Source organism: Aquisalinus luteolus, from assembly GCF_009712425.2.
In the GTDB taxonomy this organism is placed as follows: domain Bacteria; phylum Pseudomonadota; class Alphaproteobacteria; order Caulobacterales; family Parvularculaceae; genus Aquisalinus; species Aquisalinus luteolus.
The window spans coordinates 436,355-462,002 of the sequence record NZ_VCJR02000002.1; the positions used below are offsets into that span (position 1 = coordinate 436,355).

General features: G+C 61.6%; 28 protein-coding genes. 6 read left to right on the top strand and 22 right to left on the bottom strand.

All coding sequences use genetic code 11. The annotated features are described in order from the left end of the window. Nucleotides 1-8: 8 nt before the first annotated feature. A complete protein-coding gene (gene fabB / locus FF098_RS10600; RefSeq protein WP_155140286.1) occupies nt 9-1,229 on the bottom strand; it encodes a beta-ketoacyl-ACP synthase I in 1,221 nt (406 codons plus the stop codon). 104 nt (nt 1,230-1,333) lie between these two features. Next, on the bottom strand, nt 1,334-1,861 hold the full coding sequence (gene fabA, locus FF098_RS10605; RefSeq protein WP_155140288.1) for a bifunctional 3-hydroxydecanoyl-ACP dehydratase/trans-2-decenoyl-ACP isomerase: 528 nt from the start codon (nt 1,859-1,861) through the stop codon (nt 1,334-1,336). A gap of 235 nt (nt 1,862-2,096) precedes the next feature. Between fabA and FF098_RS10610 the strand changes: the two genes are divergently transcribed. Then, on the top strand, nt 2,097-4,382 hold the full coding sequence (locus tag FF098_RS10610) for a hypothetical protein (protein WP_155140290.1): 2,286 nt from the start codon (nt 2,097-2,099) through the stop codon (nt 4,380-4,382). 6 nt (nt 4,383-4,388) lie between these two features. On the opposite strand, the gene FF098_RS10615 is transcribed toward FF098_RS10610, so the two are convergent. After that, complete coding sequence (locus FF098_RS10615) at nt 4,389-4,832, bottom strand: SH3 domain-containing protein (RefSeq protein ID WP_166426480.1); 444 nt, start codon at nt 4,830-4,832, stop codon at nt 4,389-4,391. A gap of 205 nt (nt 4,833-5,037) precedes the next feature. Between FF098_RS10615 and FF098_RS10620 the strand changes: the two genes are divergently transcribed. Continuing rightward, entirely contained in the window at nt 5,038-6,024 is a 987-nt protein-coding gene (locus tag FF098_RS10620) for a 2-hydroxyacid dehydrogenase (protein ID WP_155140294.1), read from the top strand. Here FF098_RS10620 and FF098_RS10625 read toward each other — a convergent pair. The 13 genes from FF098_RS10625 to FF098_RS10685 all read right to left on the bottom strand — a co-directional run bounded on the left by FF098_RS10625 (nt 6,005) and on the right by FF098_RS10685 (nt 16,886). Beyond that, nucleotides 6,005-6,640 carry a YceI family protein gene (locus tag FF098_RS10625; protein ID WP_155140296.1) on the bottom strand — a complete coding sequence of 212 codons (636 nt, stop codon included), beginning with the start codon at nt 6,638-6,640 and terminating at the stop codon, nt 6,005-6,007. The genes FF098_RS10620 and FF098_RS10625 overlap by 20 nt on opposite strands. A 70-nt stretch (nt 6,641-6,710) precedes the next feature. Continuing rightward, entirely contained in the window at nt 6,711-7,340 is a 630-nt protein-coding gene (locus FF098_RS10630; RefSeq protein ID WP_166426481.1) for a YceI family protein, read from the bottom strand. A 10-nt stretch (nt 7,341-7,350) separates the two neighbouring features. Further along, entirely contained in the window at nt 7,351-8,469 is a 1,119-nt protein-coding gene (locus FF098_RS10635; protein WP_155140300.1) for an aminotransferase class V-fold PLP-dependent enzyme, read from the bottom strand. Next, nucleotides 8,469-9,233, bottom strand: coding sequence for a tryptophan 2,3-dioxygenase family protein (locus FF098_RS10640; RefSeq protein WP_155140302.1), 765 nt, complete (start codon nt 9,231-9,233; stop codon nt 8,469-8,471). The genes FF098_RS10635 and FF098_RS10640 overlap by 1 nt, the downstream gene beginning before the upstream one ends. An 83-nt stretch (nt 9,234-9,316) precedes the next feature. Continuing rightward, nucleotides 9,317-10,069, bottom strand: a complete 753-nt coding sequence (locus tag FF098_RS10645) for a HesA/MoeB/ThiF family protein (RefSeq protein WP_155140303.1) — start codon at nt 10,067-10,069, stop codon at nt 9,317-9,319. A 199-nt stretch (nt 10,070-10,268) separates the two neighbouring features. Further along, a complete protein-coding gene (gene dut / locus FF098_RS10650; protein ID WP_229714575.1) occupies nt 10,269-10,745 on the bottom strand; it encodes a dUTP diphosphatase in 477 nt (158 codons plus the stop codon). Between the two features lie 78 nt (nt 10,746-10,823). After that, nucleotides 10,824-11,813 carry a glycoside hydrolase family 5 protein gene (locus FF098_RS10655; protein ID WP_155140305.1) on the bottom strand — a complete coding sequence of 330 codons (990 nt, stop codon included), beginning with the start codon at nt 11,811-11,813 and terminating at the stop codon, nt 10,824-10,826. A gap of 74 nt (nt 11,814-11,887) precedes the next feature. Then, nucleotides 11,888-13,210: a bifunctional folylpolyglutamate synthase/dihydrofolate synthase gene (locus tag FF098_RS10660; RefSeq protein WP_188544099.1), complete on the bottom strand. Its 1,323-nt coding sequence runs from the start codon at nt 13,208-13,210 to the stop codon at nt 11,888-11,890. A 26-nt stretch (nt 13,211-13,236) separates the two neighbouring features. Next, nucleotides 13,237-14,238 carry an acetyl-CoA carboxylase, carboxyltransferase subunit beta gene (gene accD / locus FF098_RS10665; RefSeq protein WP_155140307.1) on the bottom strand — a complete coding sequence of 334 codons (1,002 nt, stop codon included), beginning with the start codon at nt 14,236-14,238 and terminating at the stop codon, nt 13,237-13,239. Nucleotides 14,239-14,266: 28 nt separating this feature from the next. Next, nucleotides 14,267-15,100, bottom strand: a complete 834-nt coding sequence (gene trpA, locus FF098_RS10670) for a tryptophan synthase subunit alpha (protein WP_155140310.1) — start codon at nt 15,098-15,100, stop codon at nt 14,267-14,269. Between the two features lie 82 nt (nt 15,101-15,182). Next, entirely contained in the window at nt 15,183-15,968 is a 786-nt protein-coding gene (locus tag FF098_RS10675; RefSeq protein ID WP_155140312.1) for a sulfite exporter TauE/SafE family protein, read from the bottom strand. A 33-nt stretch (nt 15,969-16,001) separates the two neighbouring features. Then, nucleotides 16,002-16,541, bottom strand: a complete 540-nt coding sequence (locus FF098_RS10680; protein ID WP_155140314.1) for a rhodanese family protein — start codon at nt 16,539-16,541, stop codon at nt 16,002-16,004. Nucleotides 16,542-16,562: 21 nt separating this feature from the next. Next, on the bottom strand, nt 16,563-16,886 hold the full coding sequence (locus FF098_RS10685; RefSeq protein ID WP_155140317.1) for an ArsR/SmtB family transcription factor: 324 nt from the start codon (nt 16,884-16,886) through the stop codon (nt 16,563-16,565). An 88-nt stretch (nt 16,887-16,974) separates the two neighbouring features. Between FF098_RS10685 and FF098_RS10690 the strand changes: the two genes are divergently transcribed. Further along, nucleotides 16,975-17,865, top strand: coding sequence for an MBL fold metallo-hydrolase (locus FF098_RS10690; protein ID WP_155140319.1), 891 nt, complete (start codon nt 16,975-16,977; stop codon nt 17,863-17,865). A 41-nt stretch (nt 17,866-17,906) separates the two neighbouring features. On the opposite strand, the gene FF098_RS10695 is transcribed toward FF098_RS10690, so the two are convergent. From FF098_RS10695 to FF098_RS10720, 6 genes are all read right to left on the bottom strand, one after another. Next, nucleotides 17,907-18,215, bottom strand: a complete 309-nt coding sequence (locus FF098_RS10695) for a hypothetical protein (protein WP_155140321.1) — start codon at nt 18,213-18,215, stop codon at nt 17,907-17,909. A 129-nt stretch (nt 18,216-18,344) separates the two neighbouring features. Then, nucleotides 18,345-18,782: a BLUF domain-containing protein gene (locus FF098_RS10700; protein WP_155140323.1), complete on the bottom strand. Its 438-nt coding sequence runs from the start codon at nt 18,780-18,782 to the stop codon at nt 18,345-18,347. A gap of 80 nt (nt 18,783-18,862) precedes the next feature. Beyond that, a complete protein-coding gene (gene trpB / locus FF098_RS10705) occupies nt 18,863-20,125 on the bottom strand; it encodes a tryptophan synthase subunit beta (protein WP_155140325.1) in 1,263 nt (420 codons plus the stop codon). Between the two features lie 95 nt (nt 20,126-20,220). Continuing rightward, nucleotides 20,221-20,904 (bottom strand): phosphoribosylanthranilate isomerase, encoded by a 684-nt coding sequence (locus FF098_RS10710; protein WP_155140327.1) that lies wholly within the window; start codon nt 20,902-20,904, stop codon nt 20,221-20,223. 11 nt (nt 20,905-20,915) lie between these two features. Then, complete coding sequence (locus FF098_RS10715) at nt 20,916-21,311, bottom strand: LapA family protein (RefSeq protein ID WP_155140329.1); 396 nt, start codon at nt 21,309-21,311, stop codon at nt 20,916-20,918. Between the two features lie 86 nt (nt 21,312-21,397). Further along, nucleotides 21,398-21,715: an integration host factor subunit beta gene (locus FF098_RS10720; RefSeq protein ID WP_155140331.1), complete on the bottom strand. Its 318-nt coding sequence runs from the start codon at nt 21,713-21,715 to the stop codon at nt 21,398-21,400. 197 nt (nt 21,716-21,912) lie between these two features. Between FF098_RS10720 and FF098_RS10725 the strand changes: the two genes are divergently transcribed. From FF098_RS10725 to coaBC, 3 genes are read left to right on the top strand one after another with little or no spacing between them, the layout of a single operon-like run. Beyond that, the gene (locus tag FF098_RS10725) at nt 21,913-22,695 is read left to right on the top strand and encodes a class I SAM-dependent methyltransferase (RefSeq protein WP_155140333.1); all 783 of its coding nucleotides are present in this window, start codon (nt 21,913-21,915) and stop codon (nt 22,693-22,695) included. 13 nt (nt 22,696-22,708) lie between these two features. After that, entirely contained in the window at nt 22,709-24,424 is a 1,716-nt protein-coding gene (ubiB, locus tag FF098_RS10730) for a 2-polyprenylphenol 6-hydroxylase (RefSeq protein WP_155140335.1), read from the top strand. A gap of 15 nt (nt 24,425-24,439) precedes the next feature. After that, entirely contained in the window at nt 24,440-25,645 is a 1,206-nt protein-coding gene (coaBC, locus tag FF098_RS10735; protein ID WP_155140337.1) for a bifunctional phosphopantothenoylcysteine decarboxylase/phosphopantothenate--cysteine ligase CoaBC, read from the top strand. Nucleotides 25,646-25,648 lie beyond the last annotated feature (3 nt).

Genomic DNA, 25,648 nt, shown 5'->3' on the forward strand with positions numbered 1-25,648 from the left:
CGTCGGGACTAGCTGTCGTATCGGCTCATAACGAGGCAGCCATTGGTGCTGCCGAAGCCGAACGAATTGGTCATCACATTGCGCAGGCCCGCATTGTCGATCCGTTCACGTACGATCGGCAGGTCGGCAAACTCAGGGTCGATCTCCTCGATATGCGCCGAGGCTGCGATGAAATCGTTCTGCAGCATGAGCAGGCAGAAGACCGCTTCCTGCGCCCCTACAGCGCCGAGCGAGTGCCCGGTCAGCGACTTGGTCGAGGAGAAATGCGGGATGTTGTCGCCGAAGGTCTCGCGGATCGCGCCTGTCTCGCGGGCATCGCCAACGGGCGTCGAGGTGCCGTGGGTGTTGATGTAATCGATCGGCCCGTCGACCGTCTGCATGGCGAGGTTCATGCAGCGCACCGCGCCTTCGCCGGACGGTGCGACCATGTCATAGCCGTCGGAATTGGCGGCATAGCCGGTGATCTCGCCATAGATGGTCGCGCCGCGTGCTTTCGCCCGTTCCAACTCTTCCACCACCAGCACGGCCGCGCCACCGGCAACGACGAAGCCGTCGCGGTCCTTGTCATAGGCGCGCGATGCGGTCGCCGGGCTGTCATTGTACTTCGTCGACATCGCGCCCATGGCGTCGAACATGTTGGCAAGGGTCCATTCCAGTTCCTCGCCGCCACCGGCAAAGATCACGTCCTGCTTGCCCATGGCGACCTGCTCATAGGCATGACCGATACAGTGGATCGACGTGGCGCAGGCAGACGAGATCGAATAGTTCAGGCCCTTGATCTGGAACGGCACGGCGAGCGTCGCCGAATTGGTCGACGACATCGCCTTCGGCACCGCGAACGGCCCGATGCGCTTGGGGCTGCCTTTCTCATGGGTCGTGGCTGCCGCCTCGACGATCACTTTCGTCGACGGACCGCCGGAGCCCATGACAAGGCCGGTCATCGGGTGGCTGACTTCGTCCTCGCCCAGCTTCGCGTCCTCGATCGCCTGTTGCATGGCAATGTAGTTCCAGGCAGCGCCATCGCCCATGAAGCGGCGGGCGCGCTTGTCGACCAGCGCGTCGATATCGACCTGCGGCATGCCCCAGACCTGGCTCTTGAAGCCAAGCTCGGCGAACTGTTCGGACTTGGTGATGCCGGAAGTGCTCTCGCGCAGGGCGCGGGTCACATCGGCAGTTGTGTTGCCGATGGAGGAGACGATGCCAAGACCTGTTACTACAACACGTCGCATGAGTGATTCCCTATTATCTTAGTTCGATAGTACGCAATTACGCTGCGTTGCCCATAGCCGGATGCAGTGGTTCGCGCAGCTGTTATTGGTGCGGAACGGCCCGCCTACATGGCCCCGGCGTTCAGCGCCTCGCGGGTGAACAGCCCGACCCGAAGGTCGCTTGCCTCGTAAATCTTGCGGTCGTCGCAATACATGGTGCCATTGGCGATGCCCAGCACCAGCTTGCCACGCATCATCCGGCGGATGTCGATCTCGTAGCGCACCAGCTTGGCCGACGGCAGCACCTGGCCGGAAAACTTGATTTCCTTGGCGCCGAGCGCCCGGCCGGAACCCGGCTCGCCCGACCATGTCAGGAAGAAGCCGACCAGCTGCCACAGCGCATCGAGGCCGAGACAGCCCGGCATCACCGGGTCGCCCGGGAAATGGCAGTCGAAGAACCACAGGTCTTCGCTCACATCCAGTTCGGCGATGATGTGCCCCTTGTTATAGGCGCCTTCATCGGCGGTGATCTTGGTGATGCGATCGAACATCAGCATTGGCGGCACCGGCAGCTGGGCCGTGCCCGGGCCGCGCAGGCCGTTCATGCCGCATTCGATGAGTTCTTCTTTTGTGTAGCTGTTCTGGCCAGTCATTGCTCTTGTCCGGTGAAATATATTGAAACAAAGCCATAGAGGCGGCAGTTCGTCCCGTCAATGAAGCTGGTCCATGAAGATGACGCTTCGTGCCCGCCTGTCTTCCCCCGAACCGGGGATGGCTGCGTATCCATACTTCACCTAAAAGGCCATATCGGGTATAGGCTGTTGAAAAAGCAGCGGTTTTCGATATGGGCCGCAACCCGGAATTGTGCAGTGCAAGGGGAGAGAGCGAATGCACGACGAGCTTCCCGCAGAACGCCGCCGTCACCAGATCAGGCTGCGTGAAACCGACCCTATCCATCACTGGTGGGATCATTTCGTCGAGGCGTGGCATGTCATCCGCCCCGCCTGGTGGACGGTCATAACCACGCTTGTCGTCTGTTTCCTGCTTTTGGCCGAAGCCCAGACCCGCGACCTGCTCGCGGCCATGCGGGTTTTCCCGAGCGAAAGCGCCGAAGCCGTGGGCGTATCCGGCCGCTTCTGGACCGCGCTGACCGCCTGCGCCGTCTATGCCTTCTGCGCCTGGGTCTTCACCCGTGGTTTGCTGGCCGTGCGCTTCCCGTTCACCCCGGCGCCGCTCGACCCGCCTGACTGGCAGGTGTCCATGCGCATCTGGATGGCGCGGGTGCTAGGCATCCTCGTCCCTCTGTGTGCCGCGCGCGCCTATTACGGCCTCGGCCTGCCGGTGGAAGGGTCGATCTATCTCGGCCTGTCTTTCTTCCTCCTGCTCCTCTTCATCTTCTTCAAGCCGTTCCTGCGCAACTGGATCTACGACCCGGATGCCAAGCCCAAGCGCAAGGAGGAACACACCCTGCGCGAACACATGGCCGAGTGGTGGGACTATACGGTCAAGGAGGTAACGGGCCGGGAAATCTTCGACCGGGAGATGCCGGCGGAATTGCCGCCGAAGCTGAAATATCTCCTTTTCGGCATCCTCATCCTGCATGCGCTGGTCGCGCTGACCTTTGCCTTCTCGCCGGTCTTCGCGCCGCGGGCAGTGGGCGCGGCGGCGATCCTGTTCCTGGCGACGGCGGGTGTGCTCTCCTTCGGCGTGTTCGTCTTCACCTACTGGCCGCGCCAGCATCGCCTGCCACCGGCGATCATGCTGTGGGCGGTGGTGCTGACCCTGTCTTCCCTGTTCAACGACAACCATTTCCTCGGCACGCCGCAGGTGATGGAGGCGCAGGCCGCTGAAAATGATAGCGTCGATGCGCCTGCCAGCATGCCGATAGAGCAGTATGCGGAGGACTGGCTCACCGCGCGTCAGGACTATCTGCCAAAGGGGCCGGGAGATGCCGAGTTCCCGATCTATTTCGTCGCGGCAGAGGGCGGCGGCGTCAGGGCCGCCTACTGGACTGGCACGGTGCTCGCAACCCTCGATCTGGGTGAAACCGCGATGGGGCTGAAGCCGCGCGACCATATGTTCCTCGTCTCCGGTGTTTCCGGCGGCTCGTTCGGCAGCGCTGCCTTCGCTGCGTCCGTTGTCGAGACGCCGGACAGGGTGATGGAGACGGTCGACACCTATCTGAAACAGGACCATCTCTCGCCAGTTACCGCAGGTCTTCTGTATCCTGACCTTCTGACCGATTTCATCCCTGTCGCGATGCCCTATTTCGACCGGGCCCGCTGGCTGGAAGCGTCATGGCGGCTTGGCTGGAACCAGGTTACCGGCGGCGATGCCTTCGACCGCGACTTCCGCACCCTGTGGCAGGGCGATGCGCCTGCCCCCGGCAGCCTCGGCGCTGCGCCGATGACGATCTACAATACGACGTCAGTCAGCACGGGGGAGATCTGGGCGATCAGCTATGTCCGCCTCGGCGATGAACCCGGCTGTCGCAGCGGCGATTTCGTCGACCTGATGGACCCGCAGGGCGATGGCCTGTCACTCGCCGCCGCGGCGCACCTGTCGGCCCGGTTTACCGGCATCTCCCCGGCGGGGCGGCTGGAATTTCCCGAGGGGCTCTGCCCGGGACGGACCTTCGACCGCTTTGTTGATGGCGCCTATTACGAGAATTCCGGCGCCACCTCGGCAACGACGGCGATGCGGGTGATGAAAGATGTGCGTGACCGCTGGTGCGCCGAAGGCAATCGCTGCGATGCCTCGCGCATGCCTGTCGTGCCCATCGTCATCGTGTCGGAACTGCCGGCGCCGAAGAACCCGCCGCGCGTGCTACATGAAAGTTTCTCGCCGCCTGTCGCGTTCATGAACACGCGCGGCGCCCGCGGTCGGGCGGCGGTCGCAGACTTCGCCCGTGTGGGGGAGGAACCCCTGCAGCGCATCGAGCTGGCGACAGGCTGGTACCGTCATGAGGAGGCGCTGGGCTGCACGCCGGTCGAGACAAGCGAGATCAACCCGCGCGAGACGACCCGCTATCGCCGTCGCGTGCCGCTCGGCTGGACGCTGTCCAACGAGGCGACGGACCATATGTGCCGCCAGCGGCTGCAAAGTGAGCCGCTGAAGCAGCTGCGCGACCGGCTTGGCACTGCGCCGGAACGGCAGGCATTTCTTCAGGATTAGAGTCTTTTACTCGACACCCCAGAGCGACGATTTGGAAACCCAGCCGCGATAGCCGTCGACGCGCACCAGGCACCAGCCGCTGTAGTCACCATCGCATTTCTCGGTCTCTGCCAAGACGCCACGCTCCAGCGCTGCGCGCACCTCGCTGCCCTCAGCCGGGCGGGCATGCATCAGGGCGTTGCCCTCGGTGACCATGACCATGCCGGAGGAGACGAGTTGCGACTGGTGGATCCACATCGTCTCGCCTTCGAAGTCCTCGACCTTGCGCCACACATTGTCCGGCGTCTCGGCTATGACCCGCACGGGCAGACCGCGCCGGTTGAAGACAAAGCGGACGGGATAATCCATGGACGGGCCGACCCGGGCGTTGGTCTCGTTGCTTTTCAGGTTGACGAAACGCGGCACCGGCAGGCCGGAATAGCCGGTCTTGGGGGCGTTACTCTGCGCCACTGCCTCAGCAGGCAGGGCGATTATCAGGCAGAGGGTAAGTATACTAAACAAAATACGGGCGGGCATGGTCATCATTCACAGCATGCGGCATAATCTGGTTGAACTGCCGAAGATGTTTGCCAAGCGAGCGTTAAGGTGCAGTTAATGAAGTGTTGATGCGCCCCGATTGGGGAAAGATTGAACCCGGTTTCGTTCAGGTTTCTTGATGACAGACACACCGTGCAAGATCACCGTGACCCGCAGGCTGCCTGCCGAGATCGAGCTGCGTCTTGCCGACCTGTTCGACGTCACCCTCAGCGATGACGACAGGCCGATGTCACCTGAAGCGCTTGTTGAAGCAGCCCGGGACAGCGATGTCATCGCCTCCACGCTGGGCGACAGGCTGGATGCGGAGTTTTTTGCAAACGCAGGCGACCGGCTGAAGCTGGTCGCGAATTTCGGTGCCGGCGTTGACCATATCGACCTGAAGGCCGCGATTGCCCACGGGGTGACCGTCACCAATACCCCTTCTGTGCTGGCCGAAGACGCCGCCGACATTGCGATGGCGTTGATCCTCGCCGTGCCGCGCAGGCTGGTGGAGGGCGTCAAGGCGCTGGAGAGTGGCAAGTTCGATGGCTGGTCGCCAACATGGATGCTGGGTCATTCGGTGCGCGGCAAGAAGCTCGGCATTATCGGCCTTGGCCGCGTGGGCCAGGCGGTGGCGCGCAGGGCGAAGGCGTTCGGCCTGTCGGTCCATTACCACAGCCGTAACCGCATCAATCCGCATGTCGAGAATGAGCTTGAGGCAACCTATTGGGAAAGCCTCGACCAGATGCTCGCCCGCGTCGATATCGTCTCGGTCAATTGTCCGCATACGCCAGCGACCTATCACTTGCTTTCGGCGCGGCGGCTGAAGCTGCTCCATCCGGACGCTTTCGTGGTCAATGTCTCGCGTAGCGAGATCATCGACGAGGCGGCGCTCGCCGACATGATCGAAAAAGGACAGCTCGCCGGGGCCGGGCTCGATGTCACCAACCCAAGCCCGACCGTGTCGCGCAAGCTGATGCGCCTGCCCAATGTCGTGATGCTGCCGCATATGGCCTCGGCCACGCGGGAAAGCCGTCTCGACATGGGCGAACGTATGCTGATCAATATCAAGATGTTCATCGACGGGCACAAACCGCCTGACCGGGTTATCCCGGAATTTCTGTAGGGGCTTGGTGGTCGACCGCAGCCCTGTCGAACCGACCGTCGAAATCGAGTTCCACCGTGTCCCCCAGCAGGCCAGACATTTTTGTCATGCCAAAGGCCGACCGGCTGAAGCTGCCCGTCGCCTCGAAGGACAAAACCTCTCCCTCGCGCAGGCTGTCCATCACATCACTGTCAAAACTGATACTGAAGGTCGCGGGCTGGGTGATGCCGCGGATCGTCATCATGCCTTCCGCAACGGCCTGGCGCGGCCCGGTCATGGTCACCTCGGCGCATTCGAAGGTCGCCTGGGGGTAGGCCGCGGCATCGAACCAGTCCTCGCCCAGCAGCCATTGGCGCTTGTCCTCGCTCGATAACACGATGCTATCAACATCGATTACCGTTTCCATACGTATCGTCTCGAGGCTGGCGCTGTCTGAATAGATCGTCGCCGTCACATCAGCGAAGCTGCCTTTTTCGGACATGAAACCCATCTTGCGCACCTCGAAGGCAAGGTCGCTTTCGTCCTGGTTCAGGCGGAACAGGGTCGCATCCGGGTGCAGTCCATCAGCAATCAGGGCGGGGCTGGCGAAGGCGCCCGTCACGACAAACAATCCGGCAAGGGCAGCGATGCGATGCATACAGTTTCTCCCTGAGCCAGAGTATAGCACGAATTGTGGAAAAGGCAGGGCAGCTGCGAAAATGTGATCGCTATTGCCGCTGGAACTCACCGGAAAAGCTGATAACCACCTCGTCGCTGACAAAGCTGGAGAACCGCCCGAGGCCGAAATCGGACCGGTTCAGCAAGCCCTCGGCATCGAACCCCAGCGTATAAGCGCCGGTCAGCGGCACCTCCGCCCCGCCATTGAAGGTGACAGTCAGGGTCACCGGCGCGGTCGTCTCGCCGATGGTCAGATCGCCGGTCACCTCGCCCATATTTGCGCCGGTGACGGAAATACCGGTCGACACGAAGCGGGCCTGCGGCGCAGCCTCGACATCGAACCAGTCACTGCCTTTCAGCGTGTCGGTGAAATCCGGCGTCGCGATGGCCAGCGAATTCATGTCGACCAGCACGTCCAGCGTCGCGGCTTCCGGGGTTGCCTCGTCAAAGTTCAGGCTCGCCTCCAGCCGGTCAAACCGCCCGGTCAGGGTCGACAGGCCCATATGGTCGAGACTGAAGGACAGGCTCGCGTGGTCTGGGTCGAGACGATATAGGCCGGGTTTCAGCGCCGCCTGTTCCTGCCTCACCGCAGGTGTCAGCACATCACGCACGCCCGGCAGGTCGGCCAGGCTGGCACAGCCAACGAGGCTCAAAGCCAATAGAATGGGCGCAAAACGCATGTGTTTCCCCTTAGCCAGTGAGCGCGGCAAGCGCCGCATCGATATCCTCCTCCGTGATATAGAGGTGAACCGACAGGCGCAAAGCCCCGGCGCGGCAGTCATGGCGTATGCCGGTCTCTTCCAGACGTTTGGTGGCCGCCTCCACATCAGGCGGCGCATAGAGCAAATGCGAGCCGCGTCGGCCTTCTCGCGTTTCAGATTTAAGCATGGCCGGATCGAGACCATCGATCAGCCTCCCCAGGCGTTGCTGGTTCTGGCGGTGGATCGTCCCTATCCCGATTTCCGTCAGCGTCTCTATCGACTGCGCTGCCATCGCATAGGGCAGGACAGACGGCGTGCCGCCCCAGAAGCGTCTTGCGTCGGGGGCATAGCGGAAGTCCTTCAGGTCGAATTCGAACGGGTTCTCGTGGCTGAACCAGCCGACATCGAGCGGCTGGCATTTCGCGATGATCTGCGGGCTGGCCCAGAGGAACGCCGCACCCGGCCCGCCGCAGAGATATTTCACCGAGGTGCCGATGACAAAATCCGCCTGCCACGCAGCGATGTCGATGGCGATCGTGCCGGCCGACTGCGCGATATCAACAGTGCTGACGATGCCGCGTGTCCTTGCGGCATCTGTGATCGCCGCGACAGGCGCCAGCATGGCCGAGTTGGAATAGGCATGGGTGACGAGCACGATGCCGACATCCTCGCCCATGGCGTCGAGCCAGACGGTCGCGTCGGTCAGGTCAGCCTCGCGCGGCAGATAGCGCAAATGCCAGCCGAGCCGCTCGGCCTGCAGCGCGACGAAGCCGATGGTGGGGAAGTCCTGTTCGCTGAGCAGGATGGTGTTGCGCTTGCCGGGTTCGGGCAGGGAAAAGAGGATCTTGGTCAGCGCCGAAGAAACATTCGTCTGGGGGCAGATCATCGCCGGATCGGTATTGAGGAATGCACCAAGTCCGCACCGGAACCGGTCGATGACCGCAAGCCACTCATCCCATGACTGGCCCTGTGCCTGCCATGGTGCCAGCACAGCATCGCTCAACCCTTCCGCAATCCCTGTCGGCATCAGTCCGACGGAATGGGACAGGAAATAGTGCCCGTCCGGCAGGTGGAAACGTACCCTCACGCTGTCATCCAGCCCGGTCATCAATGCGCCTTGATACCGCTGCCATCGCTGGTCTTTCCCAGTGCATCTCGCTCACGACCATAGGAGGCGCCCCACTCATCGGTCATCCGTCCGCGCACGGACCACAGGGCCGGATAGAATTGCGACTTCAGCCCGTTCTGCAGGATCTCGACCGGGCGGCCCTTCAGCGATTTGGCATCGAGGCCGATGGAGCGGTGGATCAGCTGGATGTGGTGATAGCGGAAGCGCTGGAACAGCTCGTCGAAATCGGCCATCGCCTCGGCGACCATATAGGCATCACCATGGTCGTAGCCGCCATCATAGATGTCATCGACGCTCTTGCCGTCGCCGGTCAGATACACCCGCTCATAGGTGTCCCAAAGCTCCGGTGCCATCCTCAATAGCGTGCGAAAACCGGGCGATTCCTGCCCGGAGCCGTTGCCGAGTTGCAGGCGGATTTCCTGATATTCCTTCGGCGACATGGTCTCCAAGAGCGCGATCTGCGAGATAAGGTGCTGCTGCAACAGGTGCACGCGTTTGAACAGTGTCAGTACACGGTTCGACTGGCGCTGGTCCATATAGTCGTCGATCTCAAGCAGGGTAAAGGCCATCAGCTTCATCCACAACTCTTCGACCTGATGGACGATCTGGAACTGCAGCTCGTCATGATTGGCAAGGCCGTCATAGGGCTTCTGACAGGACAGGAGGGAATGGGTGTTGAGGTAAATCTCGTAATCGAGCGAGCCGTCGCCGCCGATCATCTCGTAATATTTGTCGCGGTTCATGCGGGGTCTCCCGGATATCTGGCGCGGAGCGCGCCGGTCTGCCGACACTAGAGCAGTCGCCGGAACCCCTCGCAAGACGCAGGTCAGCCTTTGGCAGAGCAGGCCGGGCAGGCGGGGTCGCGTGGCAGTTTCACGCGCCGCGTCGTGGCGTTCATGCCATTATATATCAAGACGTGCCCGGCGAGCGGTTCGCCGAAACCGGTCAGGAAACGGATCGCTTCCATAGCAGCCACAGCGCCGACAATGCCCGGCACGGCGCCGAGCACGCCCTGCGTCTCGCAATCGGCGGCATCGGGTGGTGTCTCCGGCACGAGGCAGCGATAGCAGGGCTGGTCAGGGCCGGGGGTAAACAGCGCGACCTGGCCGTCGAAGCGGCCGATGGCGGCGGAGAGAAACGGCGTACCCGTCTCAAGGCAGGCATCGTTCAGCGCATAGCGCGCGTCGAAATTGTCGACCCCCTCAATGACGAGATCGATGCCGTCGAGCAGCTCTTTGGCATTGTTGGTCGTCAGCCGCGCTTCGATGGCCTCGACTGTGCAGTCCGGATTGATAGCCTGCAGGCGCTCGGCAGCCATCGTAGCCTTCGGTTTGCCAATATCGTCCGTGGTGAACAATATCTGCCGCTGCAGGTTCGACAGGGCGACTCCATCGTCATCACACAGACGGATATGGCCGACGCCGGCGGCGGCGAGATAGGCGAGGATCGGGCAGCCAAGCCCGCCGGCGCCGACAACCAGCACCCGCGCATCCAGCAGTGCCTGCTGGCCCTGTCCGCCGATCTCCGGCAACAGGATGTGGCGCTTGTATCGCTCCAACTGGTCGGGGGTGAGGGGCATGGGGTTTCGCCTGTAATCTTTGTCGTGCGGATGGCACGACTTTTTTCCGCCAACAGCCTGTAAGGCAGACTCTGCCTTACAGGCTTGGCAGACCATTGTTTTACCGGTCCTGAATTGTCAAGGACGGTCCCGAAGGGGCCGCCGCGGAGCGGGCTGCGCTCCTTGACTATTCAGGGCCGGTGAAACACCGAGGGTCGGATTATTGAGACCCCGTCGACCCGAAGCCGCCTTCGCCGCGCTCGGTCTCATCCAGTTCGTCGACTTCTTCATAGATCGCCTGGAACACCGGCGCGATCACCATCTGGCCGATGCGGTCGCCGCGATTGATGGTGAAGTCCTCCGCGCCGTGATTGATCAGGATCACTTTTAGCTCGCCGCGATAATCGGCGTCGATCGTGCCGGGTGCATTGACGCAGGAAATGCCGTGCTTGGCGGCGAGGCCGGAGCGCGGGCGCATCTGCGCTTCCCAGCCGGGCGGCAGGGCCATGGCAAGGCCTGTCGGCACCATGAAGCGCTCGCCGGGCTTCAGCACCAGAGGTTCTCCTTCGGGGATCGCGGCACGCACGTCCGCGCCCGCAGCCAGCGCCGTCTCGTATTTCGGCAGGGCCAGCCCCGCGGCATGGGGCAGGCGTTTCAGCTGGACGACGGGCGGCTTTGCGATCGGCATGTGGGTCATTCTCAAATCCCTATGCCGCCGCTTCGTGTCGGGCAAGCGCGAAACGCGCGAATCTGGAAAATCAGGTCTGGAAAACTGTTATTCCTTCTCGACAACGCCCAGCGCGTCCTTCATGCCCGGCAGCCATTCTTCGGTGTTCCGGTCCCAGACGGGGAAGGTGTTGGCGAAAGCCCATGGGCAGGTGGCGACACCCGCGCCTTCCATGGTTTCGCGCACCATCGCCGTCCACGGCACCCGCTTTTCCAGCGGCACCCGATCATAGACGCCATACTCGCCGAGGAAGACCGGATAGCCGGTCGCCTCGCCATGGGCCTTGGCGATGGCGGCATCGTCGATGACCTGCTGGCGCTCTTCTTCCGTGCCCCAGTCGACCTCGCGGTCTTCCGGCATCCCGGCCCATGGCGCCATCTGGTGGGTGAAGGCGTGGGGGTCGTAATAATGGAAAGTATGCACGATGTTTTCATCGCCCGGCGTCTCGGGGATCGAAGGCAGGCCGCGGATCGAATTCCACTGGTCGCCGCCGATGATCACGATCCGCTCCGGGTTCGTCTCGCGGATTGCGGCAAGGCCGTTGAGCAGGACCTCCTGCATCACGTCGCCAGAGAGTTCGTCCCGCGGCTCGTTCAAAATCTCGAAATAGAGCGTATCCGGATAATCCTTGTAGTGGCGGGCAACCTGTTCCCACAGGGCGGTGAACTTGTCGCTGTACTCAGCCGGATTCTCATACAGCTCGTCGAAGTGGTGGATGTTGAGGATGACCTTCAGATCCTCTTCCATCGCCCAGCCGATCATCTCGTCGACCGTGTCGAACCAGTCCTGCTCGATCGTGTAGGGAGCTTCGTCCGGCGCATAGGCCGACCAGCGCACGGGGATGCGCACCGTGTCGATATTGGTCTTGCCGATGGCGGTGAAATAGCGCCGGTCCGGCACATTGCCCCATGACGCATCGCGCGGCGCTTCCAGCGTATTGCCGATATTGATGCATTTCTTCGTCTCGAACTCGGCGGCATTCGCGGCGCTGAGAGCGGCTAGCGCGCAGGCGGTGGAAAGCAGGATGGATCGGAACATGAGGCGGCCTCCTTATATCTGATTACCGTCACGCTACCCCATGGCAGCCCGGCAATCAAAGACTCAAAGACGTGTCAGCCATTATCTTCCAGCACTTCACCGGCCAGATAGAGCGAGCCGCAGATCAGGATGCGCGGCGCGCCTTCATTTGAGCGGAAGGCACTGTCGAGGGCTTCGCTCAGCGCGGTCTCGACGCTTTCGCAGGCAAGCGCCGGAAGCCCGGCATGGCGGGCGGAAACGGCGACCTTTTCCGGGTCGCTGGCCGTGCCGGTCTGGGCTTGCACTGTATAGACCATGGAGACAAGGTCGGCGAAGCAGCCGAAAAATCCGTCTGCGTCCTTGTTTTCCTGCAGGCCGGAAATGAGGATCAGCGGGCGCGGCTGGCGTTCCTCAAGGTCGGCCATGGCGCGGGCGATGGCACGCGCGGCATGGGGGTTGTGCCCGCCATCGAGCCAGATCTCGACATCCTCATGGGCCTTGGCTTTTGCCATCTCGACAAGAGGGCCGGTGGTCAGCCGCTGCAGGCGCGCAGGCCAGAAGGCCCCCTCAAGACCGGCGGAAATCTTGTCATCGTTCGGTGCAACGCCAGCGGCCTTCAGCGCGGCGACGGCGAGACCGGCATTCTCGATCTGGTGTCCGCCCAGCATGCGCGGCGGTGACAGGTCCGACAGCGAGTTCTCGTCCTGATAGACAAACCGCCCCTGTTCCATGAAGGCCGACCAGTCCTGCCCAGCGATATGCATCGGCGCGCCGAGGGCCAGTGCCCGGTCTTCCAGCACTTTCAGCGCCTCCTGGCGCTGGGCGCCAATCACGGCGGGGCGGCCCTTCTTGATGATGCCAGCCTTCTCAAAGGCTATCTTCTCGATCGTGTCACCCAGATAGGACTGGTGGTCGAGGCCGATGGGGGTGATCACGCTGGCGATCGGGTCATCGACTACATTGGTCGCGTCGAGCCTGCCGCCGAGGCCGGTTTCCAGCAGCAGCACATCCGCTGGCGTCTCGGCAAAGGCCAGGAACGCAGCGCAGGTGACCGCCTCGAAATAGGTCAGTTCGACATCGCCTGCAGCCGCCTCGCATTTGCCCAGTACCCGGAGCAGTTCCTTGTCCTCGATCTGCCCGCCCGCCAGCACGATGCGCTCGTTGAAGCGCACGAGGTGAGGGGAGGTGTAGACATGCACCCGGTGCCCGGCGGACGTCAGGATCGCGCGCATATAGGCGATCACCGACCCCTTGCCATTGGTCCCGGCAGCATGGATTACCGGTGGAAGCTTACGATGCGGAGAGCCGAGCCGCTCCAACCCCTTCAGCACACGGTCGAGCGACAGGTCGATAATGCGCGGGCGACGCTCGGCCAGGCGTGCCAGCAGGGCGTTTACATCGGCTGAGTTTCGTTGCACGGGTGGCGGTTTTTCTGTTCTGTGATTTATTCAGCGGCCTTGTCGAGACCGTCAGTATCCTGGCCTGACTTGCTGACCGTGTCGTTGGCTTTTGCCGTCGGTGCGGGCAGGCTCGTCACATTGCTGGTCTCGTTGTCAGCCTTCTTTTCCGGCTTGGCGGCCGGCTTGGCCTTGACGCCATGGCGGGTGAAGACGCGCAACAGGCCGCCCAGCGTTTCGCGCAGTTCCTTGCGCGGCACGACCATGTCGACCATGCCCTTGTCGTGCAAATATTCCGCTCGCTGAAAGCCTTCCGGCAGTTTCTCGCGGATGGTCTGCTCGATGACGCGCGGGCCGGCAAAGCCGATCAGGGCACCGGGTTCGGCCAGATGCACATCACCCAGCATGGCGTAGGAGGCGGTCACGCCACCTGTCGTTGGATTGGTCAGCACGACCACATAAGGAAGGCCCGCTTCCTTGACCATCTGCACGGCAATGGTGGTGCGCGGCATTTGCATCAGCGACAGGATGCCTTCCTGCATGCGCGCACCGCCGGAGGCGGTGAACATCACGAATGGCGCTTTCCTGGAGACGGCTTCCTCGGCCGCGCGGATAATCCCTTCGCCGAGACCCATGCCCATGGACCCGCCCATGAAGGCGAAATTCTGCACGGCGACAACGGTGGTCACGCCGTCAACCTTGCCGACGCCGATAACGATTGCGTCTTCTTCACCGGTTTTCTTGCGGTATTCGCGCAGGCGGTCGGTGTATTTCTTTTCGTCGCGGAATTTCAGCGGGTCGACCGCGACTTCCGGCAGCTTGATCTTCTTCCACTTGCCGTCATCGAACAGGGCGTTCAGGCGCTCAGTCACATCGATCTTCATGTGGTGGTCGCAGGACGGGCAGACATGCAGGTTCGCCTCAAGGTCCCGGTTGAAGATCATCTCGCTGCATGCCGGGCACTTGGTCCACAGGGTATCGCCGCTGTCGGACTGGTTGCGGAAGATTTTCTTGATCCCCGGCGGGGTGATATCGGAAAGCCAGTTCATTCGGGTCTCCTGTAACCTTTCAAGTACTCTATCTGGCGCTGTGCGCCGCGTCAGCAAGGCTTTTCGCCAGCGACGTTACCGCGGATGTTACATTATCGCGGCTATTCTGGTCTTTTTCCAGGGCGCCTGCAAGCGCCTCGATCAATGCCGAACCGACAACGACGGCATCCGCCGTTCTGGCGATTTCAGCCGCCCGTTCGGGCGTTTTGACCCCGAAACCAACCGCGACAGGCAGGCCGGAGGCAGCCTTCAAGCGGCTAACAGCGCTGGACACGGCTTTGTTCGCGCCGGTCGCGCCGCCGGTGATCCCGGCAACGGAAACATAATAGACAAAGCCTGAGGTGTTCTTAACGACGCTCGGTAATCTTTCATCGTCGGTCGTCGGCGTGGCGAGGCGGATGAAATCCATGCCGGCCTTGCCCGCAGGTATGCACAGCTCCTCGTCTTCCTCCGGCGGCAGGTCGACGACGATCAACCCGTCGACACCGGCCTCTTTCGCTTCGGCGAGGAAGGTATCGACGCCCATGGAATAGACCGGGTTGTAATAGCCCATCAGGATGATCGGGGTCTCGTTGTCGTCTTTCCTGAACTCGCGCACCATCTGCAGCGTTTTTTTCAGGGTCTGGCCAGCCTCCAGCGCGCGCAGGCCGGCGGCCTGGATTGCCGGGCCGTCGGCCATCGGGTCGGTGAAGCAGATGCCAAGCTCGATCAGGTCAGCGCCTGCCGCCGGCAATTGCTTCATGAGGGCAAGCGAGGTGTCGTAATCCGGGTCCCCGGCCATGATGAACGGGATGAAAGCGGCGCGGTTCGCCTCTTTCAGCTTTTCGAATCTGGCGGTGATGCGGGAGACGGATGAGGACATGAACCGGGTGTGTTCCCTTTATTCGGCGGTCAGCGGACCATCCCAATAGCGAGGCACTGCCCGGTTTTGCAAGCAAAAAGCCCTAAAAGAGCGCCGATCCGGCGATCCACAGGCCTATAATGATCACTGCGGCGGCAAAGACGATACGCAGGGCTGCGCCGTGGGCGGCAAGACGGGCGTTCAGCGCCTGACCGGCAAAGACCCCTAAAGCACCGCCCAGGATCAGCCACAGGGCTGCTGGCCAGCTGACATAGCCGGACAGGGCGTAATTGCCCGCCGTGGTCAGGCCGAATGCAGTGACAGCGACGAGGGAGGTGCCGATGGCATAGCGGATCGGCATGGCAGTTGCCGCCATCAGGCCGGGGGCAATCAGGAACCCGCCGCCAATCCCGAAAAACCCTGCTGCGCCGCCGGCGCCGAGGCCCATGGGGATCAGCCGTGGCAGCAATTTGCGCGCGCTGCCCCGGTCGAGATGGACTGACGGGTCGCCCGGCTGGTCTGCCCCGCGCAGCATCAGGACGCCGACGACCACCATCAGGCCGCCGAACCAGCCGATCAATACGCCGCCATCGATCAGCTTGCCGAGGGTCGAGCCCGCCAGCGCGCCGATGAACCCGGCTATCGTGAAAGCGGTGGCGCAGGGCCATTTCACCGTTCCGGCCCTCATATGGGTGGCGAGGCCAGCCATTGCGTTGATGGCGACTGCAAAAGCCGCCGTGCCGATAGCGATATGGGGGGCGTCAACGCCAACGAAATATAGCAGGAGCGGCACGGCAAGGATCGATCCGCCGCCGCCAATCAGGGCGAGGCTCGCCCCGACGAGAACGCCGGAGGCAAGCGCTGTCAGGATGAAATGAAGTTCGCCCATCGGTTTATTACCTTAGCCCGTTTAGGAGTTCTGTCAGGCCGTGCGCGGCGCGGCGGCAGGGGCGTTGCGGTTCCACGGCATCAGGCGCAGGCCGTTTGCCATCATGCAGGTGCCGGAGATGCCGGAGAACGTCAGTCCGGCACCGATGAACCCGGAGAGGGCATAGAAACCGGGATGGACCAGCCAGCCGAGCAGGACGCCGATGAGCGTCAGCGACCCGGCGACGATCTGCACCTGACGCATGATCTCGATCGGCTGGGAAGCGTCCCTGGAGATTTGCTCCCCCGCCGCCTTCCACGCATCGATACCACCTTCGAGGATATAGGCCTCGCAAGGGCTCGCCATGGATAGCATGCCGGCATTGGCGGCCGTGCGGCTGCCAGCCTTGCAGTGGAAGATCAGCGCCGGTGCGCCTTGCGCATCGACCGATGCGGGAAAGGATGAAAGGGCGTGGTGATCCGCCCCCGGAATATTTTCACGGGCATGTTCGTCCGCTTCGCGGATATCGATCAGCTTTGCGCCGCCGGCAATCATCTTCCTGGCCTGTTCTACGGTGACGGTTTTCAGTGTCATGGGAATGTCCTCTCTTGATTTTCAGGCACAATAGAGCCGGTACAGAACGGCGATGATTTCCGCCGTGCCCGGATCGTCTATGCGGTAATGAATGGTCTGGCCCTTGCGGCTGGTGGCGAGCAGGCCATCCTCGCGCAGGCGCGACAGATGTTGCGACAGCGCCGATTGCGACAGGCCGACACGCTCTGCCAGGGCGCCGACCGACATGTCCCCTGCCGCGATCAGCGTGCACAGGATCATCAGCCTTTTCTCATTGGCCAGCAGTTTCAGGTGGCGAGCGGCCTGCCCGGCCTTGTCCGACATCTCGGACAAATCAGGCAGGTTCTGCGCGTCAGGAAGGGTCATGGCATTTGTCATGAGAGTTATATATTAGCACTTGCTAAATTAGTCAATGCTAATATATTAGAGCCAGAGAAATTTTCTGGAGGTTCTCATGACCAGCAAAGAACAAGGCGGCGCGCCGGATATTCAGGCTTTTTTCGATGAGCCGACCAATACGGTCACCTATCTGGTGTCCGACCCTGAGACTCGTGAGGCGGCGATCATCGATCCCGTGCTCGATTACGACCATGCGTCCGGAGACTACTCGACGCGATCATCCGATGCGGTGCTGGCGGCAGTGCAGGAGCGTGGCCTGAAGATCGTCTATATTCTCGAGACACACGCTCATGCGGATCACCTGTCATCGGCACCGTATCTCAAGGCGAAAACCGGCGCGAAGGTCGTCATCGGGGCCCATATCGGCGAGGTGCAGAAGATCTTCCGGCCCGTTTTCGACATGCCAGACGTGTCAGGCAGCGGCGCGGAATTCGATATCCTGATGAAGGAGGGTGACACGCTCGCGCTGGGTGAGCTGGAAATATCGGTGCTCGAAACGCCGGGTCATACCCCGGCCTGTATTGCCTATCATATCGGCGATGCCGTCTTTGTCGGCGATACGATGTTCATGCCCGATTATGGTACGGCCCGGGCGGATTTTCCGGGTGGGGATGCACGCACGCTTTATCGTTCCGTGCAGAAAATACTGTCGCTGCCGCCGGAAACGCGCCTGTTCATGTGCCATGACTATCTGACGGATGGCCGCAAGACACATCAATGGGAAACGACCGTCGCCGAACAAAAAGCAAGAAACATCCACATTCATGATGGTGTCAGCGAAGATGAGTTTGTTGCGATGCGCGAAAAGCGCGATGCGGGCCTGCGTGCGCCGACGCTGTTGCTGCCATCCATACAAGTCAACATCCGCGCCGGTATTCTTCCGGCGGCGGATGAAAATGGTATTACCTATCTCAAGGTTCCCGTACGACTTAAAGAAGCAAACTGAACCGAAAGTCGGTAGTATCCAGCATGCTCACTCCAGCTGACTTATTCACTCCAGCTGGCGGGGCGCAGATTTGTCGGTTCGCCATCGGCACTGACGGGGGCATCGCTGGAATAATCGATGTCACGACCGCTGATTTCATAGCGCATGCTGGATGGTGTCTGATACCGGGCTACGCCGTCATTTGTGTCGGCACCGGTTGTCGTTTGTGAAATCGCCTGGGGTGCCTCGATATTGATGTCAGCCGCAGCGTAGCGTTCTTCCTGCGGCGCATTTTCCTGAGCATTGTCGGCAGCCTTTGCGTGGCCGGCAGCAAATGTCGCGATCACCATAAAGATAAAAAGACGGATCATATCGGTCTCCATCGGCCTTTTTCGTGGCCATTGCAGGGTTCTATGCACTGGCAACAGCGTTAAAGGCCCATGGTTCCCGGCGTTTTTTTCGAGTGCCGGGTTACAGGAGCATGATCCGGGTGCTGAGAACTACTGGAACTGGGTACCAAAGCTCGCGAGGAAGGACTGGGCGAGGATGCGCAGATCCTTGTTTGATTCCATTTCCAGCATCTTGCCGGACTTGCGCAGCTTTCCGAGGCTGATGAAATGACTTTGCTGGGCTTCGGTCAGTTCACCGAAGGGAATGAAGGCCATGTCCCACGACATGAATGTCCTGTTGTCGAGATCGCCATCGAGCAGCGTGATGCAATTGTCGTGGCGGCGGTCTTTTTGGATGCGCTTGTAGCAGGCCTCGACCGTGGCCTTCTCGCCTTCCAGTACCTGGAAGAAGCTGCCGTCATTATACAGAAGAAGGCCGGTGATATTGTCTATCTTGTTATTGCTGCGCGACTTTTCGAGGATGTCTTTCAGTTCTTTTTCCGACATCAGATGCGTTGCCGAACTTAAGTAGGCGAGGTGATAGAGCATTATAGTACTTTTCGTTCCCGGGTGTTCTTGCGGTCAGGATACGCCGTCTTCAATCGGCTGTAAAATCTGATGTCTTCGTTCTAGATATCGCGGCCCAGCGCATCGGCGACCGTGAAAATGTCCTTGTCGCCCCGTCCGCACATGTTCAACAGCAGGATCTGGTCCTTATCCATCTGGCCGGCTTTCTCAATAGCGCGGGCAAGGGCGTGGGACGGCTCCAGTGCAGGGATGATGCCTTCCTGCGCGCAGCAGGTCTGGAAGGCTTCCAGCGCCTCGTCATCGGTGGCGGAGACATATTTTACCCGGCCCGTCTCGTGCAGCCAGGAATGCTCAGGCCCGATCCCGGGATAGTCTAGCCCGGCAGAGATCGAGTGGGCATCGAGAATCTGGCCGTCTTCAGACTGTAGCAGGTAGGTACGGTTGCCGTGCAGGACACCAGCGCGCCCGCCGGTCAGGGAGGCGGCGTGCTTGTCAGTGTCGATGCCGTGGCCTGCCGCTTCCACGCCGATGATCTCGACGTCCCGGTCATCTAGGAACGGGTGGAACAGGCCGATTGCATTCGAGCCACCGCCGATGCAGGCCATGATCACGTCGGGCAGGCGACCTTCAGCGGCCTTCATCTGGGCCTTCGCCTCGATACCGATAACGGACTGGAAGTCCCGCACCAGCGCCGGATAGGGGTGCGGGCCGGCCGCCGTGCCGATGATGTAGAACGTGTCCTCGACATTGGTGACCCAGTCACGCAGGGCGTCGTTCATCGCATCCTTCAGCGTCGCCGCGCCGGAGGTAACGGGTTTGACCTCTGCGCCCAGCAATTTCATGCGGAACACGTTCGGCTTCTGCCGCTCAACGTCGGTCGCGCCCATATAGACGACGCAGGGCAGGCCGAAGCGGGCACAGACGGTGGCAGTCGCAACGCCATGCTGGCCGGCGCCGGTCTCGGCGATGATCCGCTTCTTGCCCATGCGGCGCGCCAGAAGGATCTGGCCGATGCAATTGTTGATCTTGTGCGCGCCGGTATGGTTCAGCTCGTCGCGCTTGAAATAGATCTTCGCGCCCTTGCCCTTGGGTGCATCGGCGCGAACCATCTCCGTCAGCCGCTCGGCGAAGTAGAGCGGTGACGGGCGGCCGACATAATGCTCGAGGTAATAATCCAGCTCCTCGCGGAAGGCCGGGTCGGCCTTGGCCGCCTCATATTCCTTTTCCAGCTCCAGGATCAACGGCATCAGCGTCTCGGCGACGAAGCGCCCGCCGAACTTGCCAAAGCGCCCCTGCGCGTCGGGGCCTGTGCGATAGGAATTCAGGATCTCGCCGGAAGGAGTATCGGCAGGGGTAGAGGACATGGGTCGGGCCTTTCTGTACAGCCCCTCTTTCAACAGCTAGTGCCGCATAAAATCAATGGCTTTGTCGTTGAAGTGCCGTCGCAGCCCATTGGGGCTCAGGCATCCTTGTCCATATAGTCCGACGCAGCCGCGCGCACGGCACCGATGAAATCGCTGACCATCTTCGCGTCCTTTACGCCCGGTGCACTTTCAACGCCGGAGGAAACATCGACCCCCTCGAATCCGGCCAGCGCCTGCACCGCATCGATCGCGTCATAGACATTGTCCGGTGTCAGCCCGCCGGACAGCAGCCAAGGCGTCTCGCCCTTTATCTCGGACAGGATATCGACATCGAAGCGTACGCCATTGCCGCCGGGCCGGGAGGCATAGGGCGGCGGCTTGGCGTCGAACAACAGCATGTCGGCATAGGCGCCATAGGCATCTTCAGCCGCGGTGACATCTTCCCGGGATGCGACACCGATGGCTTTGATCACCGGCAGGCCGAAACTCTGCCCGATCAATTCAACGCGTTCAGGCTTTTCCGTGCCATGCAGCTGGATATGGGTCAGCGGTACCTCGGCGATGGCATCTGCCAGCCGCGTCATGTCCGGATTGACGAAAAGCCCGACAATGGAGACATCGCCGCGTACTGCATCGGCGATCTCTGCCGCTTGCGCCAGCTCGACACAGCGCGGGCTTTTCTCGAAGAACACAAGACCGATCATGTCGGCCCCGGCATCAACGGCCTGCCGCGCCATGTCGGCGGAGGTCAGGCCACAGATCTTGACTAGCTGGCTCATTCAGGTCCGTCTCACCGGCTCGCTATCTTTTTCTGGGAGGTGTCAGGGGAAGTATCCCGGGAAGTGTCGTGGCGCTGGATTACCGGCAGGTCGTCGGTTTTCTTCGGGCGCGGCGCATTGGCCAGCTCCAGCGCATGCTCCAGCTCTTTGATGCGGTGCTTGCGCTCCGATGCCTTCTTGCGCAGGCCCTTGCCCGACAACCACATGCCAAGCCCGCCAAGGACGTAGCCGAGAAACATCATTGCGATCAGTGCCGCCCATAGCGGCATCGGTCCGACGGCAAAAGCCGGATTGACGATATTGATGGGGTCGAGGCTGATATAGACAGGCATCCTGTTTGCCAGCAGGAACAACAGGATGATCAGGCCGGTCACACCCAGAAAGGCTGTCAGCAGAAATTTTCTCATGGTATCAATCTAGGATACACCGCAGCGCTGTGCCAGCGTCAATCGCCACGCTTTTGTGGGAGAAGGCGAAGGGCTGCGCCCGTGAATCAGCCCTGTGACTTGATAGAGATGACATTCTCGTTCTGCGGCTTGTTGAGGCGCTCACGCATTTCCTTGCCCGCCTTGAAGAAGGGCGTCCACTTCTCCTCGATGGCGACAGCTTCGCCGGTGCGCGGATTGCGCCCGATCCGGGCTTCGCGATGTTTCACCGAGAAGGCACCGAAGCCGCGCAGCTCGACCCGATCGCCATTGGCAAGGGCAGTTGAGATCTCGTCGAACACGGTCGCGACGATGCGCTCTATGTCACGCGTGAAAAGATGGGGATTGTCTTCGGCCAGTTTCTGGACCAGTTCTGATTTGATCATAAGGTGTCCACGGCGGCTGAGGGATAACGGCCCGTTAAGCAACAATATATAGTAGTCAAGGCGCAACGCCTTGATTTATTTCATGTTTTAGGCATTGTGACCCTGCCAAAACGGATTGTCGCAGTCAATAGGAAATGCTGCAATTGATGATAAGTTTCAGGTAGATGGCGAAAAGCTCCAACCGGCGAGGAATTTCGATGACGAATACAGATACGCAGAAGGCCTCTTTCGGGTTTCAGGATGTGCCTGCTGGCGAGAAGGCAGGCATGGTGCGCGCCGTCTTCGATTCCGTCGCCGACAATTACGACGTGATGAACGATGCCATGTCCGCCGGCATTCACCGGGTCTGGAAGTCTGTCCTGCTAGACCGGCTGAACCCGCAGCCCGGCCAGCGCCTGATCGATGTCGCGGGCGGCACGGGCGATATCGCCATCGGCTTCCTGAAGCGTGCGGCCGCCCGGCCCCTGCGCGGGCGCGCCGAGGCAAGCGCGGTTGTCTGCGACATCAACCACGCGATGATGAAGGCGGGCAAGTCGCGCGATGACGCAAAACCCTTCGCCAGTGTGCTGACCCGCACCTGTGGCGATGCCCAGAACCTGCCTTTTCCGGATTGCAGCTTCGATGTCTACACGATCGGCTTCGGCATCCGGAACGTCACCGACATGGATGCGGCGCTGAAGGAAGCCTGGCGGGTGCTGAAGCCCGGCGGGCGCTTCACATGTCTGGAGTTTTCCCGTCCGATCACGGAAGGGTTCTCGCAGGTCTATGATGCCTATTCCTTCAACGTCATTCCGTGGCTTGGCGAAATGATCGCGAAGGACCGCGACAGCTATCAATATCTTGTCGAAAGCATTCGCCGCTTCCCGCCTCAGGGCGCGTTCAAGATGCGCATCGAGGATGCCGGTTTCTCCCGTGTTTCTTATGAAAATCTGAGCGGTGGTATCGCCGCCCTCCACACCGGTTGGAAGACCGGGGTCTAGGGCAGCGCAAGAGATGTTCAGTACCCTTGCCAATCTTGGACGCCTTGTCCGTGCCGGTTTCGTGCTGGCGCGTTACGATGCGTTGTTGCCGCGCGAATATGCGCATCTGCTGCCATGGCCATTGCGTATCGTCGGCACGATCACGCGCATAGGGGCAAAGGGCAAGGATTTGCGTCCCGGCCAGCGGCTCGCAAGGGCGCTTGGCGGGCAGGGGCCGGCCTATGTGAAGTTCGGCCAGCTGCTGGCGACGCGCCCTGATATCATCGGTTTTGAAATGGCCGGTGATCTTGGCGAGTTGCAGGACCGCATGCCGCCCTTCGGCCAGGAAAAAGCCAAGCGCGAAATCGCCCACTCCCTCGGCAAACCGGTGGAGGAGCTGTTTGCCAGTTTTTCCGAGCCTGTCGCCGCGGCATCCATTGCTCAGGTACACAAGGCCCTCACCCATGATGGCATGACCGTCGCGGTCAAGGTGCTCCGCCCCCGGATCGAACAGAATGCCCGGCGCGATTTCCAGGCTTTCCATCTCGGCGCGCGCATCATCGAGCGGCTGGTCAAACCGGCCCGGCGCATGCGCCCGGTCAAGTTTATTGAGACGCTCGCTGCTGCCGCCGAGATCGAACTGGACCTGCGTATGGAGGCCGGTGCGGCGTCCGAGCTTGCTGAAAACCTCTCCGACGATGACATGATCCGCGTGCCAGCGATCCGCTGGGAATATTCCTCCCGCCGGGTGATGACCACCGAATGGGTCAATGGCGTTGCCGTTTCCGACACCGCCGCACTGGATCGCCAAGGCGTCGACAAGAGGGCGCTCGCCGTCAGCGTCATTCAGACCTTCCTGACACAGGCGCTGCATCACGGCTTCTTCCATGCCGACATGCACCAGGGTAACATGTTCGTCGACCGCGACAACCGCCTCGTACTGATCGATTTCGGCATCATGGGTCGCCTTGACGAGGAAGCACGCCGGGTTTTCGCAGAGATCATTTACGGCTTCATCCAGCGCGACTACCACCTCGCCGCGCAAGCCCATTTCGATGCCGGCTATGTACCGTCGCATTATTCTGTCGAGGCCTTCGCGACGGCTTTGCGGGCGGTGGGCGAACCGATCTTCGGCCAGACCTCGGACAAGGTCGACATGTCCCGCGTGCTGCAGCAGCTGTTCGACGTGACCGAGATTTTCGAGATGCAGCTGCGCCCCGAACTCGTCCTCCTGCAGCGGACCATGGTCGTGGTCGAGGGCGTTGCCCGCGCGCTCGATCCGGCAATCGACATGTGGGCGGCGGCAGACCCGGTCGTGCGCGGCTACATCGCCGGGCGCGTCGGCCCGCAGGCGCTGCTGAAAAAGGGCCGTGCCTCGGCCCGCGCCGCCTTGCGCCTTGCCGAGAATTTCCCGGCCTTTGCCGCCGCAGCCGAGCGGGCAGTTGAGTTCGTCGGCGATGACGGGGTCAAGCTCTCCAACGAGACCGTGTGGGAACTGGCCTATGCGCTGCGTAATCCGCAGAAATTCAAGACCAGTGTTCACCACGAGGATGGCTGGATCGATGGCGGGGTCACCGGCGGTGGCGGCCTCGGCAGCAAATTCTCCCTCTTCATTCTGATCCTGTCGGTGATCGCGGGCTTTTCATCCTACTTTGCCTATGAAATGACCGGCGGCGATGTCTATAAGTACCTGACCATCGCCTCGGTGGCCCTGTTCACCGGCGGCGCGATTTTCAGAGGTGTCTTTTAAGGCGGCAAAAAAGTCATGACCCAGAACTCGGTCCTCATCATCATCGGCGGCGGCATCGCGGCGTACAAGTCGCTGGAAGTCATCCGCGAACTGTCGCGCCGGGGCATCAGGTCCCGCGCGATTCTGACGAAGGCGGGCGCAGAGTTCATCACGCCGCTCTCCGTCGCCAGCCTGACCGGGGACAAATGCTATACCGACCTGTTCGACCTGACCGACGAAGCGGAGATGGGTCATATCGAGCTGTCCCGCTCTGCCGATTTGGTCCTCGTCACTCCCGCGACTGCCGATCTGATGGCGAAGACGGCGAACGGCCTTGCCAATGACCTCGCCTCGACCGCGCTGCTTGCCACCGACAAACCGGTCATCTGGGCGCCCGCCATGAACGTCCGCATGTGGGAACACCCGGCGACGAAACGCAATGTCCGCACGCTGAAGGATGATGGCGGCACATTCGTCGGTCCGGGCGAGGGCGAGATGGCCTGCGGCGAGTTCGGCCCCGGTCGCCTTGCCGAGCCGAAGGAAATCGCCGATGCCGTCGAGGCCTGGTTCGATGCCCATGCCGATGGTCGCCTGAAGGGCCAGCATGTCCTCGTCACCGCCGGGCCGACGCACGAGCCGCTAGACCCAGTGCGCTATATCGCCAACCGCTCCTCCGGCAAGCAGGGCTATGCCATTGCCCGCGCGCTCGCCAAGATGGGCGCGAAAGTCACCCTCGTCACCGGCCCGACCGGTCTGGCCCCGCCTGCCGGTGTCGAAACGGTGAAGGTCGAGACGGCCCGCCAGATGCTCGCCGCCTGCGAGGCCGCTCTGCCCGCCGACTGCGCCGTGTGCTGTGCTGCCGTCGCCGACTATCGCCCGCAGATCGAGACCGAGCACAAGATCAAGAAGGAGCGCGGGGGCCTCTCCGCCATTCCGCTGTCGGAAAACCCGGATATCCTCCGCACCCTGTCGAACCACGATACCGCCCGCCCGCGCCTCGTCATCGGCTTTGCGGCGGAGACGGACGATGTCATCGGTCATGCCGATGCCAAGCGCAAGCGCAAGGGTTGCGACTGGATCGTCGCCAATGATGTCTCCCCCGGCACCGGCACGATGGGCGGGGACAACAACACCGTCACCATCCTGTCGGAGGATGGCGAGGAAGAATGGGACAACATGCCCAAGGCCGCCGTCGCCGGCCGCCTCGCTGACAAGATCGCCGATACGCTGTTGAAGGGTTAGGTT